The following is a 14,328-nucleotide window of genomic DNA, read 5'->3' as shown; positions in this document are numbered from 1 at the left end:
GTTCAACCTGCGGGGCAGCGGGCGTCGGCACCGGGCAGGGTCAGGTCGACGAGGTACCTGTCGACCACGGCGACGGTGCACGCGTTGCGCAGGTAGGTGCCGTGGCCCGAGCCCTCGTAGGTGACCAGGCGTCCGTGCCGGCCCAGTTGCCGCGCGACGTGGGTGGCCCAGGCGTAGCCGGTGCGGGGATCGTGCCGGGCATTGAGCAGCAGCAACGGCGTGCGGGTGTGCACCCGTGGCTCGTGCGGTGGATTCCGGACCGGGGACTGCCAGCCCAGACAGGTGTGCACGGCCAGCAGGCCGGCACCGTAGCGGACGTCCGGTGCGACCGCCCTGGCTGCCCGGAGCAGGGCCGCGTACTCGTGGTGGTCGCGGACGGTGGCCGGCCAGTCCGCGCAGAAGACCGCCACGGCCACCGGGAGTTTCACCTCGGGCGGCGGCATGCCGGCGGCCATGTCCCGGACGGCCTCGGCCAGCTGCGGGAAGCGGGGGCCGGCGAGCATCCCGAGGGCCACGGCGGTGACGTCGAAGGCGGTGCGCGGGGCGTACCCGTCGTTGTCGGCGCGGGCCAGCACCGCAGCCCAGACCGCGCGGACGTCCCGGCCGTGCAGCACGCACCCGGGCGAACTGTCGCACCAGGCCACGAATTCGTCGAAGGCGTCCTGGAGCGCCGCCGCCTGGGTACGGACGAAGGACCGCACGTCCAGGCTGTGGTCGAACACGCCCTCCAGCACCACGGCCCGTACCCGGTCGGGATACCGCTTGGCGTACTGCTGACCCAGCAGCGTGCCGTACGAGCTGCCGTGGAAGGTCAGCCGCCGCTCACCCAGCGCACGCCGCAGCGCCTCCAGGTCGTGCACGGTGCTGAGCGTGTCGGCGTACCCGAACACCGGGCTGGTCGGGCGACACCGGTTCCACAGCGCCCGGTTGTAGGCCACCGTGGCGTCGAAGTCGGCCTGCCCGGTCAGCACGACGGGTGGCCTGCGCAGCTCCGGGTCGGGAGTGCAGACCGGGGCGGCGCTGCGGGCCACCGTACGTGGATCGAAGCTGACCAGGTCGAACCGGTCCAGCAGTTCGTCGCTGAACCGGTCCCCCCGGCGGATGCGTTCCACCCCCGAGTCCCCGGGGCCGCCCGGTCCGAACACCAGCGTGCCCACCCGCTGCTGCGCCACCCGGGCGGCCCGACGGGCCACGACGAGCGTGAACGTGCGCCCGTCCGGCCTGGCCCAGTCCACCGGCAGGCGCAGCGGGGCGCACCGCACGCGCGGGTCGGGTGGGACGTCGGGCAGATCGTCGGGACACTCACCCCAGGTGAGGCCCGGCGGTGGCCCGGGACGCGCCTGGGCCACCGCCGGGAGACCGGCGAGGACGGTGAGCAGGGCGACGACGACGGTCACGGTACGACGGAACACGGCGGACCTCCCGGGTCGTGGCTATCCGTCCACCCTGGCCCCCCGGCCGACCCGAGTCATATGCGGAGGAACCCGGATCTCGTCCCTGAGGTTGCGCCCCGACCACCTCGACGGGGTGATGGGTCCTACCGTCGTTTGTGGACGGTCCGACCGGGGAACAGGACCGGTCGGGAGAGGTGGCGTCGACCCGGTGACCGCGCGGCGCGTGGTTAGGGTGGGGCCATGGTGTTCTGGCAACTGACTGTCGACGCGAACGACCCGGCCCGGCTGGCCCGGTTCTGGGCCCGGGCGTTGGGTTACCAGCCGACGCCGCCGGCCGAGCCGTCGACCACCTGGAACGCGCACTTCCGTGGCCGGTTGGGTGGGGCGGCGGCGTTCGAGGACCGGCTGTTCGACCCGGCCGGGCTGCGTCCGCCGCTGTGGTTCCAGCGGGTGCCGCAGGAGCATGCCGGGAAGAACCGGCTCCACCTGGACCTCTACCCCACCGGTCGGAACGATGCCCTGCCCCAGGCGCGGCGGATCGAGATCGTCGAGGCGAAGGTGGCCGAACTGGTCGCCCTGGGCGCGACCGTGCAGCGCCGGACCCGGGGCGACGACCCGGCGGACCTCTACTACTACGTCACCCTGCACGACCCGGAGGGCAACGTGTTCTGCGTGAGCTGACCCCGGGCCGGTCGACCGGTGCGCGCGCCGACGCTCAGCGGCGGCGTAGCGCCGGGTCGAGCAGGGCCGGCGGGGTGTCGTGCTTCTCGCCGGGGGCGAGGTCGACGCCGGGGGCGACGATCGCGTCGATCGCGTCGAGCACGTCGGCGGTGAGCACGGTGTCGGCGGCGGCGAGTTGGCTGTGCAGGTGCTCCGGCGTACGGGGGCCGATGATCGCGCTGGTCACGGCGGGGTGTGCGGTGACGAAGCCGAGGGCGAGCTGGATCAGGGTGAGCCCGGCCTCCTCGGCGACCTTGGTCAGCTGCTCGACGGCGTCGAGCCGGGCCCGGTTGCCGGCGATGGTGAGGTCGAAGCGCTCGGGCAGGACGTCGGCGCGGTGGGTGGTGATCTCCCGACCCGCCCGGACCGCGCCCGACAGCCACCCGGAGGCCAGTGGGCTCCAGGCGAGCACGCCCATGCCGTACTGCGCGGTGACGGGCAGGACGTGGGCCTCGATGCCGCGTTGCAGGATCGAATAGCTGGGCTGTTCGGTGACGTACCGGCCCAGGTGGTGTTCCCGGGCGGCCCACTCGGCCTGCACGAGCCGGTACGCGGGGAACGTCGAGCAGCCGAAGTAGCGGATCTTGCCGGCCCGCTGGAGGTCGGTGAGCGCGGACAGCGTCTCCTCGTCGCTGGTCGTCGGGTCCCAGCGGTGCACCTGGTAGAGGTCGATGTGGTCGACACCGAGCCGGCGCAGGCTGTCGTCGAGCGCGGTGTGCAGCCAGCGGCGGGAGGTGCCCCGGTGGTTGCGGTCGTCGTCCATCGGCAGGGCCGCCTTGGTGGCCAGCACGATGTCGTCGCGGCGGCCGGCGATGGCCCGGCCGACCATTTCCTCCGACTCGCCCTGGCTGTAGCGGTCGGCGGTGTCGATCAGGTTGATCCCGCCCTCCAGGGCGGCGTCGATGATCGCGGTGGCCTCGGCCTGGCTGGTGCGGCCGATGGCGCCGAAGTTCATCGCGCCGAGCACGAGGGTGCTGACCTGGACGCCGGTGCGGCCGAGGGTGCGGTACTGCATGACGGTTTCCTCCACGGGGTGGCGGGGTGACGGCCGGTCGGGTGGGCCGGTGCCGTTGGGGACCACGGCGCGTGCGGACGCGTCGTGGGCTGGTGGCGAGGGACGGGGCTGGTGGCCGGCCGTCCGGCTCTGGCATCATGGGGCAAGCGGAACGGTGTTCCGCTCTGAACTATACGGAACACTGTTCCGTTTGCCAAGGGTGTCCGGAGGTGACGGTGCGATGGTCGACGGTGAACCGGGGCCGCCCACCCCACCCGGGCGCACCGGCGCACCCCGGAAACGGGCCGACGCCCGACGCAACGAGGCGACCCTGCTGGAGGCCGCCGCCGCGGCCTTCCTCGCCGTCGGTGTCGACGTGCCGGTACGCGACATCGCCGCCCGGGCCGGCGTCGGCGTCGGCACCATCTACCGCCACTTCCCGACCCGGGCGGACCTGATCGTCGCCGTCTACCGGCACCAGGTGCAGGCGTGCGCCGCGGCCGCGCCGGCCCTGCTCGCCACCAGCGGCACCCCGCACGCCGCCCTGACCGCCTGGATCGACCTCTTCGTCGACTTCCTGGTCACCAAGCACGGCCTGGCCGGAGCGTTGAACTCCGACACCGCCGCCTTCGACACGCTGCACGGCTACTTCCTCGACCACCTGGTGCCCGCGTGCACCCGCCTGCTCGACGCCGCCGTCGCGGCCGACGAGATCCGTCCCGGCGTCGACGCCCGGGAGTTGTTGTTCGCCGTCGGCAACCTCTGCGCCGGCCGTGCCCCCTACTACGACGCCCGCCGCATGGTCGGGCTCCTCGTCGCGGGGCTGCGCCTGCGGTGAGGGGGGGCGCGCGCCACCCCTCGGGCGGACCGCGTCCGCTCAGCCGTGCCGCTCGGCGGCGGGCCGGCGCGCGTAGTGCTCGGCGACGGCGGGCCGGCGCGCATAGTGCTCGGCGACGGCGGCGAACGCGGCCTTCGGCTCCCAGGGCAGCCCGGGGTAGGTCTCGCCGGTGCGGCCGTCGAGCACCTTGACGATCCCGGGGCTGGCGAGGTCGAGGTCGTACCGGGGATCGCCGTCGGGCCGGTGCGGCAGGCTGGGCAGCGCGAAGAGGTGGACGAAGGTGCTGTCGACCCCCTCGCTGTCAAAGATGTCGAGCAGTTCCCGCAGGTAGGCGGCCTGCCCTTCCTCGTCGCGCTCGTACCTGCCGTTGAGCCGGTGGGGGGTGCCGCTGGCGTCGTACTCGATGATCTCCATGCTGCGCGGCGCGACGTCCCCCGCGCCGCGCCAGGTCGCGGTGCCGAAGCCGGTGACGGCGACCGGCTTGGGTTGGTCGACCAGCCGGCGTACGCCGGCGCGGAACTGGTCGGCGACCTCGGCGGAGCGGATGAGTTCGAGGGTCACCACGTCGAACAGGTCCCAGTCGACGCCCTCGAACGGGATCGCGGCATAGGTGACCCGCCCGTGGAAGCGTTCGCGGACCGCCGCCACGGTGGCGCGCAGGAACCGGTCGAGGCGGACGCCGGCCTCGGCGATGCGCTCGGCCCGGCCGTCCGGGTCGGTGAACAGGTGGTCGAGGCGGTCGGCGAGGCGGTCCCCGTCGACGAATCCACGGTTCATGAGGCTCAGCTCGGCGCCGGTGACGAAGACGACCTCCGCCCCGGCCGCACGGAGCCGTTCGGCCCGCTCGGCGCAGTCGAGGAACAGGGCGCGGATCAGGTCGGGTTCCAGCTCCAGCGGGTACGGCGAGAACCAGACCTCCAGGCCGAGCGCGGCGGCGGTACGGGCGGCGGACTCCAGCCGCCCGGGATCCCCGCCGACCAGGTGGACGGCGGTGCAGTGCAGGTCGTCCCGGATGATCGCCAGCTCCCGCCGGACCACCTCGGGGTCCCAGTGCGGCACCGAGCTGACGCCGTCGGTGACGAAGCCGGTGTCGTAGGCCATGCCTCTGGCACGCATATCGGTCCCTTTCCGTCGTGATGCTGCGGAGTTCGGGGGGACCGTAGCATAATTTTGCGTGCGCGCAATTTTGCGTGCACGAACCGTGTGTGCGACAGTGGCACCGTGACCGGACCACCGACGTTGCGGGAACGGAAGAAACGGGCCACCCGGGAGGCGCTCCAGTCGGCGGCGCTGCGCCTCGCCCTGGAACGCGGACCGGACAACGTCCGCGTCGAGGAGATCGCCCAGGCAGCAGGCGTGTCGCCCCGGACCTACAACAACTACTTCGCCAGCCGGGAGCAGGCGATCGTCGCCGGGGTCGCCGCGGACCGCGCGGTCACGGTCACGGCCGCCGTGCTCGCCCGGCCCACCGGGGTCAGCCTCGGCGACACGGTCGTCGACGCCGTCGTGGGTCTCTACACCGACCCCGGCGACCACCCGCCAGCCGCGCTGCTGATGATCGCCGCCAGTCCCGCGCTGCGAGCCTGCTACGTCGACGCCGTCACCACGATCGAGGAGCCGCTCGCCGAGGCGCTGACCGCCCGCTGCCCTGGCCTCGACCGGCTGACCGCCCAGGTGCTCGCCGCCGCCGTCGGCGCGGCGGTCAGAGTGGCGCTCCGGCAGTGGCTGCACGGCACGAACGAGGTGCCGGCGATGGCCGGTTTCGTGGTCCCGTCCCGGCCGCTGCCGGACCTCGTCCGGGCCGCCCTGGCACCGCTCACCCCCGCCCTCGACGCCGCGACGCCCCGACCTGCCGCGACGCCCTGACCACCCGCGAACCCTGACCTGCCGCGACGTCGCGCCCCGCCGGGCCGCCGCCCGCTGTGCCCTCGGCGGTGGCTGGCAGCCGCCCGCCGTGCCGCCGCCGGGGCGGACCGCCACATCCGCCGTGCCGTGGCGGCGGGCGGGCTGCCGTCACGCGAGCCCGCCCCCGCCGGGCGGAGCCGGTCGCGCGTGGTGCCGACGCGCGACCCGGCCCCGGCCCGACGGGGGCGGGTGTTCGGTCCGGGACCGGACCGGCCCCGGACCGGCGGGGCGGACGCCCCCGCCGGATGATCAGGTACGGGACAGGGCGCGGTCGCTGACCGAGGACTGGAGCCCGAACTGGCGGGCCCGCCGCTCCGCGAAATCGGTCAGCCCCTGGCTGTCGGCGTAGTCGAGGCTGTAGAGGTCCAGCTCCAACTGGAGCAGCTGCTCGGCGATCTGGGCGTGGAACTCCAGCACGTCGGGCGGCCACGGCGCGTAACCCTGGTCGGTCCACCGGGCCGAGAACGACTCGAAGACGATCCCGTCGACGATCTCGGCCAGCCGGGGCAGCATCCCGAAGCCCCGGTTCGCCAGCAGGTACGCCGGTCGGGCCTCCTCCCGGATGGCGGCGACCAGGGTGAGCAGGTGCGGCACGTCCTCCGGGAAGGTCAGCTCGACGTTGAGCGTGTCCAGGAAGAGCCCCGCGAATCCCTGCGCGATCGCCTGCTTCGCCTGCCCGATCACGTGCGCCACCCAGAGCGGGTGGTCGACGTGGACGAACGCGCCACCCCAGTCCGGGTTGCGTTCCCGCCGCTGCCAGGGCGCGGGTGGCCCCTGGTCCTCCGACAACGACAGGTAGCCGAGGGTCTGCACGTCCTGCGCCGCGAGGTAGCGCAGTTCGGCCGGCCGGTAGAAGTCCGGTTGCAGGACCACCCGCACGTACCTGGACAGCTCGGGCAGTCGGCCGTCGCCGTAGTAGAAGCAGATGGGACGTCGGCTCATCACGCCCACCCGTGCTCCCGGTACCAGGCGAACGTGCTGCGGACGCCCTCCTCCAGGCTGACACCCGGCTCGTAACCGGTCAGCTCCCGCAGCCGGGACAGGTCCGGGCAGCGGCGGGCGACCGATCCCGGCGGCGCGCTCCCGGGTGCGATGGCGGGGCTCACCCCGGCCACCCGCAGGACCAGCTTGGCCAGGTCGCCGATGTTGGTCTCCTCCCGGTCGTTGCCGATGTGCACGATCTGACCGGCGGCGGCCGGTGCCCCCATCAGCCGCAGCATCGCCTCGACCGCGTCGTCGACGTGGCAGAACGCGCGGTACTGGTCGGCGCCGGGGACCGGGAACGGGTCGGCCCCCCGCAGGGCGCGCAGGGACATCTCCGGGATGACGTGGTCCGCGCCCATCCGGGGGCCGTACACGTTGTGGAACCGGCCCACCACCGTCTCGAAGCCCTTGGCGCGGGCCGTGTGCAGGAACGCGGCCTCACCGAGCAGCTTGCTGGCCGCGTACGCGAAGCGGGGGGCCGCGACGTCGGAGATCATCGCCGGCACCGTCTCGGCCGTCGGCACCGGCACCACCCCGGCCGTCACGCCCCCGGCGTAGACCTCGCTGGTGGAGGCGAAGAAGACCCGCTCACCCGGGGTCACCCAGTCGAGCAGGTGCAGCGCGGACAGGGTGTTGACCCGGATCACCCGGGCCGGGTCCTGCTCCACGTTGCGCACCCCGACCACGGCGGCGAGCAGGTAGATCTGGTCCCATCCGGTGGGCAGGGCGGCCCAGGTGTCCGGGCCGGTCAGATCGCCGGAGATCACCTGGACGGCCGGATCGGCGCGCAACCGGTCGAGGTCGGCGTCGTCGCGGCCCCGGGAGAAGTCGTCCACGATGGTGACCTGGTGACCGTCGGCGACGAGCCGGCGGGCGAGGTGCAGGCCGATGAAGCCGGCACCGCCGAGCAGCAGGGCCCTCATGCCGACACCGCCCCGGCGGCCGACGTGCCCGCACCGGCCGCACCGCCGTCGCCCGGACCGGTCGGCGCGGGAGGCAGGTAGCCGAGTCCGGCGTAGCGGACCCCGGCAGCCCTGACCGCTTCGCCGTCGAGTACCCGCCACGAGTCGTAGACGAAGGCCGGCGGCGTCGCCCCGAGCACCTCCGGCACCCGCAGCGCCCGGTAGTCGGGGTGGTCGTTGATGATCAGCACGGCGTCCGCCTCGGTGAACGCCTTGTCCAGGCTGACCGGCTCGCCGCCGTACTGCCGGATCACGTCGTCGGTGACCATCGGGTCGTGCCCCAGGACGGTGACCCCGGCGGCGGAGAAGACCCGCATCATCGGCTCGATCGGGGTGCCGCGCATGTCATCGGTGGCCGGCCAGCCCTTGTAGGCCCACCCCAGCACCGCCAGCCGGGCGCCGAGACTGCGCCCCCGCGCCTCGACCAGCATCCGGACCACGGTCTCGCCGACGTGGATCGGCAGGTACTCGTTGAGCTGGCGGGCCTTGCCGACGAGGAACGGCCGGCGGTCACCCGCACTGTCGATCATGATGTACGGGTCCTTGGAGAGGCAGCCACCGCCCACGTACCCGGGCTTGGCGAGATCCGGGCGCGGGTAGTCGACGTTCGTCGCCCGGATCACCTCCAGCGGGTCGAGGCCGTGCCGCTCGGCGATCAGCGCGATCTCGTTGCCGAACGCGTAGATCAGGTCGGTGTGGCAGTTGTTGGACAGCTTCACCAGCTCGGCGGTCTCCAACCCGGACACCGGGACGACGGTGCGCGCCAGCCCGTTGAAGAACGCGATCCCGGCGGCGAGGCTCTCCTCGTCCAGGCCACCGACGACCTGTGGCAGCTCGACGAGTTCCCGCAGCGCCTGCCCCTGGATGGTGCGCTCCGGGGCCATCACCAGCTTCACCCGCTCACCCCAGGCGGCCTGCAACTCGGGCAGCACCACCCGGCGGCTGGTGCCGACCGGCACGGTGCTGCGCACCACCACCAGGGTGTCCGGGCGGCAACTGCCGGCCACCACCCGGGCGGCGGCGGCGAGGTTCGCCAGGTTGGGCCGGTGGGTCATGTTGTCCACCGGCGTCGACACGCTGATCACCGCCACGTCGACGGTGTCCTTCGGCAGGTCGGCGGCGACGTGGATGTTCTTGCCCAGGTGGGCGGCGAAGACGTCGTCGATGCCGGGTTCGAAGATGTGTGGCCGGCCGTGCGAGAGCGCGTCCAGCACCGCCGGTGAGACGTCCGCGCCGTACACCGTGAAGCCCTTGTCGGCGAGGGCGGCGGTGAGGGTGAGCCCCACGTAGCCCAGGCCCACGACCCCGATCTTCATGCTCATGCGTGTCCTCTCAGTTGTGCGGGTGTGTCGTGACGGGGGAGCGGTCGGCGCGGCTCACCGCGCCGCGCCCGCGGCCCAGATGTCCTTGATCGATGTCTCCAGGTCGCGTACCGGCGACCAGCCCAGCTCGCCGGCCCGGCCGATGCCGGCCTGGATCCAGTCGACCGCCTGCGAGCGCTGCGGTCCGAGGCCCACCTCGCGGATCCGGCCGTCGTAGCCCGCCGCGCCGGCCAGCAACCCGACCGCCTCCCGGGCGGTGACCGCCCGGCCGCTGCCGGCGTTGACCACCCGGTGCGGCAGTTCGGGTGCGAGCGTCGCCGCGACGATCAGCGCGGCGAGGTCCCGCACGTCGACGAAGTCCCGGTACGCCGACAGCGGCCCCAGGGTGATCTCGGTGGCCCCGTCGGCCAGCGCGGCCCGCAACCGGTCCGCCGCCCGACCGAGCAGGTTCTCCTGCGACATGCCGGGGCCGATCGGGTTGAACACCCGCAACGAGACCGCGTCGACCTCGCCGGCCTCCCCGGCGAGCTGGAACAACCGGGTTCCGGCCAGGTGACTGACGCCGTACGCGCTGACCGGCCGGGCCGGGGCGTCCTCGGTGACCGGGAGCCGCTGCGGCACCGGCCCGTACTCCCCGGCCGAGCCGAGCCGGACCAGCCGGGCCTGCGGCACCGCGTCGGCGGTCGCCGCCAGCAGCTTCGCCGCGACCAGCGTGTTCGCCGTGACCAGTTGGGCGGCGCTGCCGGTGAGGGCGCCCACGCAGTTGACCACCGCGTCCGGGGCGACCTCGCGCAGCAATCCGGTGAGCGCGGCCGGCGTGCCGTCGAGCAGGTCGTGGGCGGCCCGCCCCGGGCAGATCACCTCGGTCACCCGGTGGTCCGCGGCCAACGCGTCGCGGGCGTGCCCGCCGATGAAGCCGGACGCCCCGAACAGCAGCACCCGGGTCACGTCAGCTCCCCGGCCCGCACGACGCCCGACAGGTCCGCGACGCCCGACAGGTCGCCGACGGCCAGCGGCTCGGTCCCCTCGGCAACGGCCAGCGGTGTCGTCCCCTCGCCGATGGCGACCTCGACCGGCCCCGACCGGCTGGGCAGCAGGATCGGCTTGAGCTGGGGGAACGAGCGGTTCGCCTCGTCGTAGTCCTCCGGCCGGCCGATGTCGAGCCAGAACCCGTCGAACGGGTACGTCATCGGCGGGTCACCGCCCGCGAGCAGGTCCAGCACCAGTTGGTCGAAGCCGAGGGCCAGCCCGGCCTGATACGGCTCCAGGGTCCGCAGCGACATTCCGTAGACGCCCATGCTGACCGGGTAGCGCAGCGCCGGCTTCTCCCGGAACCCGACCACCCGGCCGGCGTCCACGTCGAGCACGCCGAAGTCGATCCGGTGTACCCGCTCGGAGGTCGCCAGGGTCAGGCCGGCGCCGGAGAGCTGGTGGCTGCGCAGCAGGTCGCCGTAGTCCAGGTTGGTGAGGACGTCACCGTTCATCACCAGGAACTCGTCGGGCAACCGGTCCTTCAGGCCGAACAGCGGGCCCACCGTGGACAGCGGCTTGTCCTCCTCGATGTAGTCGATGGTCAGGCCCCACCGGTTGCCGTCACCCACGAAGGCCCGGATCAGTGGGCCGAGATGGTTGATCGCCAGGGTCACCGAGGTGAACCCGCGCGAGGCGAGCTGGTCGAGCACGATCTGCAGGATCGAGTGGCTGTCCCCGATGGGCATCAGGGGTTTCGGCAGCGTCGTGGTGTACGGCTTCAGCCGCACCCCTTTGCCGCCGGCAAGGATCACCGCGTGCAACCGGACCTCCCCATAGGTCTCGAGTGGACTATCGGTAGTGCCGAACCTGCCCGATCACCGGAAGCAGACCGAGCGCGAACAGTGCCTGGAGCAGCAGCACGCTGCCCAGGTACAGCGAGGTGTCGGTGACCGGGCTGCCGCCCTGCCCGAGCAGCGGGGCGACGCCGAGCAGCGCGCCGAGGCCGACGTGCAGCGCGACCACGACCGTCATGGACAGGCACAACCAGCCGTACCGACCCTGCCCGGCCAGCAGGAAGGCCAGGTAGTACGCCCCGGCGAGGGCGACGTGCGCGGCCGTCATCACCACCCCGGCGGTGGAGAGCACGCCCAGCTGGGTCAGCCCGGCGAGCAGCAGCACCCCCAGTGCCGCCGGCACCGCGAGGCACGCCGCGACCTCCCGGCCGATCGCCCGCCAGATCCCCACGACGAAGCTGCGCGGGAGCCGGGCCCGCCGGGACAACGCCACCCCGGCCGCCCAGAACCGGCTGGTCCGCCACTCGACGAACCCCATCGACAGGATCAGCGGCACCGCCGACGCCGCGACGTCCCACTGCCCCAGCAGGTACGGCGCCTGCGCGTGGAAGAGCAACGCCGCCGAGCAGAACCCGTAACCGGCGACGCCGAGCAGGGTGGACACCGGTGGCCAGAGCGGGTCCCGGGGCGTCGGCTCCGTCGACCGGGCGGCGGAGCGGGTGGCCCAGAGCCCGGCGGCGAAGGCGACCAGCACGCCGAGGGCCGCCGCGCCCACCGCCCAGCGCCGCTCGGTCGCACCGCCGGTGCTCAGGAAGACCGCGCTGCCCAGCACGGCCGGGACCATCGCCCCGGCCAGCCAACCCTCCCGCCGGTAGAAGATCAGCAACGTGCTGGCCAGTTGGTACGTCAGTTGGCAGAGCATCATCGCGGCGAGCGGCAGGCCACCGTAGGGCAGCATCACCGCACCGGCGGCCAGGCCGAGCAGGGGAGCGGTCAACGCGGCGATCCGCAGCACCCGGCTGGCCGAGCGGGCCCGACCGAGGCCGAGCAGGCGGAACGCCGCGTAGGCGACCATCCCCGACCAGATCCAGCCGACCGTCCCGGCGAGGATCAGGCCGACCACCAGGCCCGGCCGTCCCACGACCGACAACACGGCGGGGAACGCGGCGCTCGGCAGCACGTACAGCAGGCCGTGCGAGATCGTCCGCAGGTCGGCCCACCGGTCGCGGTCGGTCGCCGACGTGGTGCGCGGCCCGTCCACCATCTCCGGGGTCGGCCCCAGCCGTCGGAACACCTCCAGGGCCAGGACGAAGACGTCCCGGTAGCCGTACTCGACCTGGGCGGCCCGGTCGGTGTGCCCGTCGGCCTCCAGGGCGGCGGCGACCTGGAGCGCGTCCACCGCCCGGGTCAGCTGGGGCCGGACCCGCTCGACCAGGTCGTCGACCGGGTCGGTGGAGATCCGGGGCAGCAGGATCGTGCGCTCGGGGTTGTCCGCCCGCCCGTCGGACGGCCCCGGCTCGGTGGTCATCGTGGCGGCGGGGCGGAACAACGGGTCGGTGACGTCCGGGTCCTTGGCTCCGGTCATCAGCGGCCACCGCGCAGGATGGCGATCGTCTGCTCGTCGTCCGGGCCCGGTGTGGTCGGTTGCGGCAGCTCCGGCCCGGACGAGTTCGGGTCGTGGTGGGTCCGGTAGGCGGCCGACGAGTACTGCTCGGGTCCACGCTGGCGGGGCACCCGCCCGGCCACGGGGGTCGCTTCCGGCCGGACGGTGACGGGGGTCGGCTCGGGCCGGACGGTGACGGGGGTCGGCTCAGGCCGGGCGACGGGGGCCACCTCTGGTGGGGCGGCGAACGGGGCGGCGGGGCGGGCGGTGACGGACGCCACTCCGGGGCGGGTCGGCCGGTTCGGGACGCGTACCCAGCCCTGGGCCTGACCGCGCAGCCGCTTCGGCGCGGGGGAGGTGGTCCGGGGCGCGGCGAGTCCCTCGTAGATGTCGCGGTACGCCTGCAACGAGCGTTGCAGGGTGAACCGCTCCAGCACCCGGCCCCGGGCGGCCGCCCCGAGGCGCAGCCGCAGCTCCCGGTCGTTGAGCATCTTGACGCAGGCGGCGGCGATCGCGGGTACGTCACGCGGCGCGACGACGAATCCGGTGTCACCGACCGCCTCGGCGACCCCGCCGACGTTGGTGCACACCGTCGGCCGGCCGCACGCCATCGCCTCCACCACCGTGTAGGGAAAGCCCTCGGAGATGCTGGTCAACGCCACCAGGCTGCCGGCGTGGTACGCCTCGACGGCACTGCCGACCCGGCCCTCCAGGACCGCGTGCCCGGTCAGCCCGAGTTCGTCGATCAACGCCTCGCAGCTCTCGTGGTAGACCTTGTTGGCGGCCGGGGTCCCGCCGAAGATGCGCAGCCGGGCGTTCGGGATCTCCACGCGGACCAGGGCGAACGCCCGGATCAGGGTGTGCAGGTCCTTGAGCGGGTCGATCCGGCCCATGAACGAGATGGTCGGCACGTCCGGCTCGCCGGCCGCGGGTGGGAACTCGTCCGGGTCGACGCCGTTGTACATCGTCCACATCCGCTCGGGGTCGGCGCCGTTGTGCAGCTGCCACCGCCGGTTGTACTGCGAGTGCGGCGCGAGCGCGCCGGTGATCAGGTAGGCCGCGCCGGCCAGCGAACGGAAGAAGCTCAGCACCAGCACCCGCACCGGGTGCGGGGCGTCGTCGTGCAGGTAGGAGATGTAGCGCTCGCGCAGGTAGATGCCGTGCTCCGAGAGCACCAGCGGGGTGCCGTACGTCCAGGTGGCGGCCATCCCGACGAGGGTGGCGAGACCGTTCATCGACGAGTGCACGATGTCGGCGCGTACCGGTGGCGCGCTCAACGGCCGCAGCATGTGCGAGATGAGCCAGGCCGCCTCCAGCGCGTCGGCGACGGTGGGCGCGGGCCCGGTCTCCTCGACCCGCAGGGTGTGCCAGGCCTCCAGCATCATCCGCAGCGCCTCGTTGGACAGCAGGGCCGCGCCCAGGTCACCGCCGCCGGAGGCGTACTCGAACATGCCGCGCAGGGCGAGCAGGAAGGTGCTCCGGTTGACCGCGCCGGCCTGGGAGCGGGTCGACTCCAGGGGGGTGACCAGCGCCCGCAGGAACACCTCGTAGGACTCGATGAACTCCGCGCCGGGCCGCCCGGAGGGGACCAGCACCCCCCGCCGGGGGCGGCGGCCTGTCGGCCGGCCGCCCCACAACGGGATCGAGTGCACGCGGTCGAGGTTCGCCGGCCGGTCGAACACCGGCTCCTCGGCGCCGTCCACGGTGAGCGCCACGACCTCCCACCGGTAGTCCGGCATTCCTCGGATGAGCTGTTCGCACCAGATGCTCACCCCACCCATCGCGTACGGGTAGGTGCCCTCCGAGACCAGCGCGATCCGCACCGGTTCCCCCCGTTCCT

At 73.4% G+C, this 14,328-nt stretch carries 13 protein-coding genes; 3 read left to right on the top strand and 10 right to left on the bottom strand.

Annotated features, from left to right (window positions below; translation table 11 throughout):
* Positions 1-2: 2 nt before the first annotated feature.
* Positions 3-1,412, bottom strand: coding sequence for an alpha/beta fold hydrolase (locus JQN83_RS12235; RefSeq protein WP_208567234.1), 1,410 nt, complete (start codon positions 1,410-1,412; stop codon positions 3-5).
* A gap of 222 nt (positions 1,413-1,634) precedes the next feature.
* Between JQN83_RS12235 and JQN83_RS12230 the strand changes: the two genes are divergently transcribed.
* Positions 1,635-2,075, top strand: a complete 441-nt coding sequence (locus tag JQN83_RS12230) for a VOC family protein (RefSeq protein WP_208567233.1) — start codon at positions 1,635-1,637, stop codon at positions 2,073-2,075.
* A gap of 34 nt (positions 2,076-2,109) precedes the next feature.
* Here JQN83_RS12230 and JQN83_RS12225 read toward each other — a convergent pair whose 3' ends face one another.
* Positions 2,110-3,129 (bottom strand): aldo/keto reductase, encoded by a 1,020-nt coding sequence (locus JQN83_RS12225; protein WP_208567232.1) that lies wholly within the window; start codon positions 3,127-3,129, stop codon positions 2,110-2,112.
* Between the two features lie 220 nt (positions 3,130-3,349).
* On the opposite strand from JQN83_RS12225, the gene JQN83_RS12220 reads away from it, so the two are divergent.
* Positions 3,350-3,946, top strand: a complete 597-nt coding sequence (locus JQN83_RS12220; protein ID WP_208567231.1) for a TetR/AcrR family transcriptional regulator — start codon at positions 3,350-3,352, stop codon at positions 3,944-3,946.
* Positions 3,947-3,985: 39 nt separating this feature from the next.
* Here JQN83_RS12220 and JQN83_RS12215 read toward each other — a convergent pair whose 3' ends face one another.
* Complete coding sequence (locus JQN83_RS12215; RefSeq protein WP_244252299.1) at positions 3,986-5,047, bottom strand: glycoside hydrolase family 113 protein; 1,062 nt, start codon at positions 5,045-5,047, stop codon at positions 3,986-3,988.
* Positions 5,048-5,167: 120 nt separating this feature from the next.
* On the opposite strand from JQN83_RS12215, the gene JQN83_RS12210 reads away from it, so the two are divergent.
* Entirely contained in the window at positions 5,168-5,812 is a 645-nt protein-coding gene (locus JQN83_RS12210; protein WP_307799201.1) for a TetR/AcrR family transcriptional regulator, read from the top strand.
* A 288-nt stretch (positions 5,813-6,100) separates the two neighbouring features.
* On the opposite strand, the gene JQN83_RS12205 is transcribed toward JQN83_RS12210, so the two are convergent.
* From JQN83_RS12205 to pelF, 7 genes are read right to left on the bottom strand one after another with little or no spacing between them, the layout of a single operon-like run.
* Positions 6,101-6,793 carry a putative glycoside hydrolase gene (locus JQN83_RS12205; protein ID WP_244252298.1) on the bottom strand — a complete coding sequence of 231 codons (693 nt, stop codon included), beginning with the start codon at positions 6,791-6,793 and terminating at the stop codon, positions 6,101-6,103.
* Positions 6,793-7,758: an NAD-dependent epimerase/dehydratase family protein gene (locus JQN83_RS12200; RefSeq protein WP_208567229.1), complete on the bottom strand. Its 966-nt coding sequence runs from the start codon at positions 7,756-7,758 to the stop codon at positions 6,793-6,795. The genes JQN83_RS12205 and JQN83_RS12200 overlap by 1 nt, the downstream gene beginning before the upstream one ends.
* Positions 7,755-9,119 carry a nucleotide sugar dehydrogenase gene (locus tag JQN83_RS12195; protein WP_244252297.1) on the bottom strand — a complete coding sequence of 455 codons (1,365 nt, stop codon included), beginning with the start codon at positions 9,117-9,119 and terminating at the stop codon, positions 7,755-7,757. The genes JQN83_RS12200 and JQN83_RS12195 overlap by 4 nt, the downstream gene beginning before the upstream one ends.
* Positions 9,120-9,173: 54 nt before the next feature.
* Complete coding sequence (locus JQN83_RS12190) at positions 9,174-10,067, bottom strand: NAD-dependent epimerase/dehydratase family protein (RefSeq protein WP_208567228.1); 894 nt, start codon at positions 10,065-10,067, stop codon at positions 9,174-9,176.
* A complete protein-coding gene (locus tag JQN83_RS12185; RefSeq protein WP_307799234.1) occupies positions 10,064-10,903 on the bottom strand; it encodes a sugar phosphate nucleotidyltransferase in 840 nt (279 codons plus the stop codon). The genes JQN83_RS12190 and JQN83_RS12185 overlap by 4 nt, the downstream gene beginning before the upstream one ends.
* A gap of 37 nt (positions 10,904-10,940) precedes the next feature.
* Positions 10,941-12,470: a hypothetical protein gene (locus JQN83_RS12180; protein WP_208567226.1), complete on the bottom strand. Its 1,530-nt coding sequence runs from the start codon at positions 12,468-12,470 to the stop codon at positions 10,941-10,943.
* On the bottom strand, positions 12,470-14,311 hold the full coding sequence (gene pelF / locus JQN83_RS12175; RefSeq protein ID WP_307799200.1) for a GT4 family glycosyltransferase PelF: 1,842 nt from the start codon (positions 14,309-14,311) through the stop codon (positions 12,470-12,472). Before pelF ends, JQN83_RS12180 begins: the two co-directional genes overlap by 1 nt.
* Positions 14,312-14,328: the final 17 nt, after the last annotated feature.

This window comes from Micromonospora antibiotica, from assembly GCF_017599305.1.
Classification (GTDB): Bacteria; Actinomycetota; Actinomycetes; order Mycobacteriales; family Micromonosporaceae; genus Micromonospora; species Micromonospora antibiotica.
This window is presented reverse-complemented; position numbering and strand designations above follow the sequence as displayed.

Bases quoted from the DNA above. Each gene is read 5' to 3' on its own strand.
- JQN83_RS12205 (WP_244252298.1), bottom strand. From the start codon at position 6,793: ATGAGCCGACGTCCCATCTGCTTCTACTACGGCGACGGCCGACTGCCC.
- JQN83_RS12180 (WP_208567226.1), bottom strand. From the start codon at position 12,470: ATGACCGGAGCCAAGGACCCGGACGTCACCGACCCGTTGTTCCGCCCC.
- JQN83_RS12225 (WP_208567232.1), bottom strand. From the start codon at position 3,129: ATGCAGTACCGCACCCTCGGCCGCACCGGCGTCCAGGTCAGCACCCTC.
- JQN83_RS12230 (WP_208567233.1), top strand. From the start codon at position 1,635: ATGGTGTTCTGGCAACTGACTGTCGACGCGAACGACCCGGCCCGGCTG.
- JQN83_RS12215 (WP_244252299.1), bottom strand. From the start codon at position 5,047: ATGGCCTACGACACCGGCTTCGTCACCGACGGCGTCAGCTCGGTGCCG.
- JQN83_RS12200 (WP_208567229.1), bottom strand. From the start codon at position 7,758: ATGAGGGCCCTGCTGCTCGGCGGTGCCGGCTTCATCGGCCTGCACCTC.
- JQN83_RS12195 (WP_244252297.1), bottom strand. From the start codon at position 9,119: ATGAGCATGAAGATCGGGGTCGTGGGCCTGGGCTACGTGGGGCTCACC.
- JQN83_RS12220 (WP_208567231.1), top strand. From the start codon at position 3,350: ATGGTCGACGGTGAACCGGGGCCGCCCACCCCACCCGGGCGCACCGGC.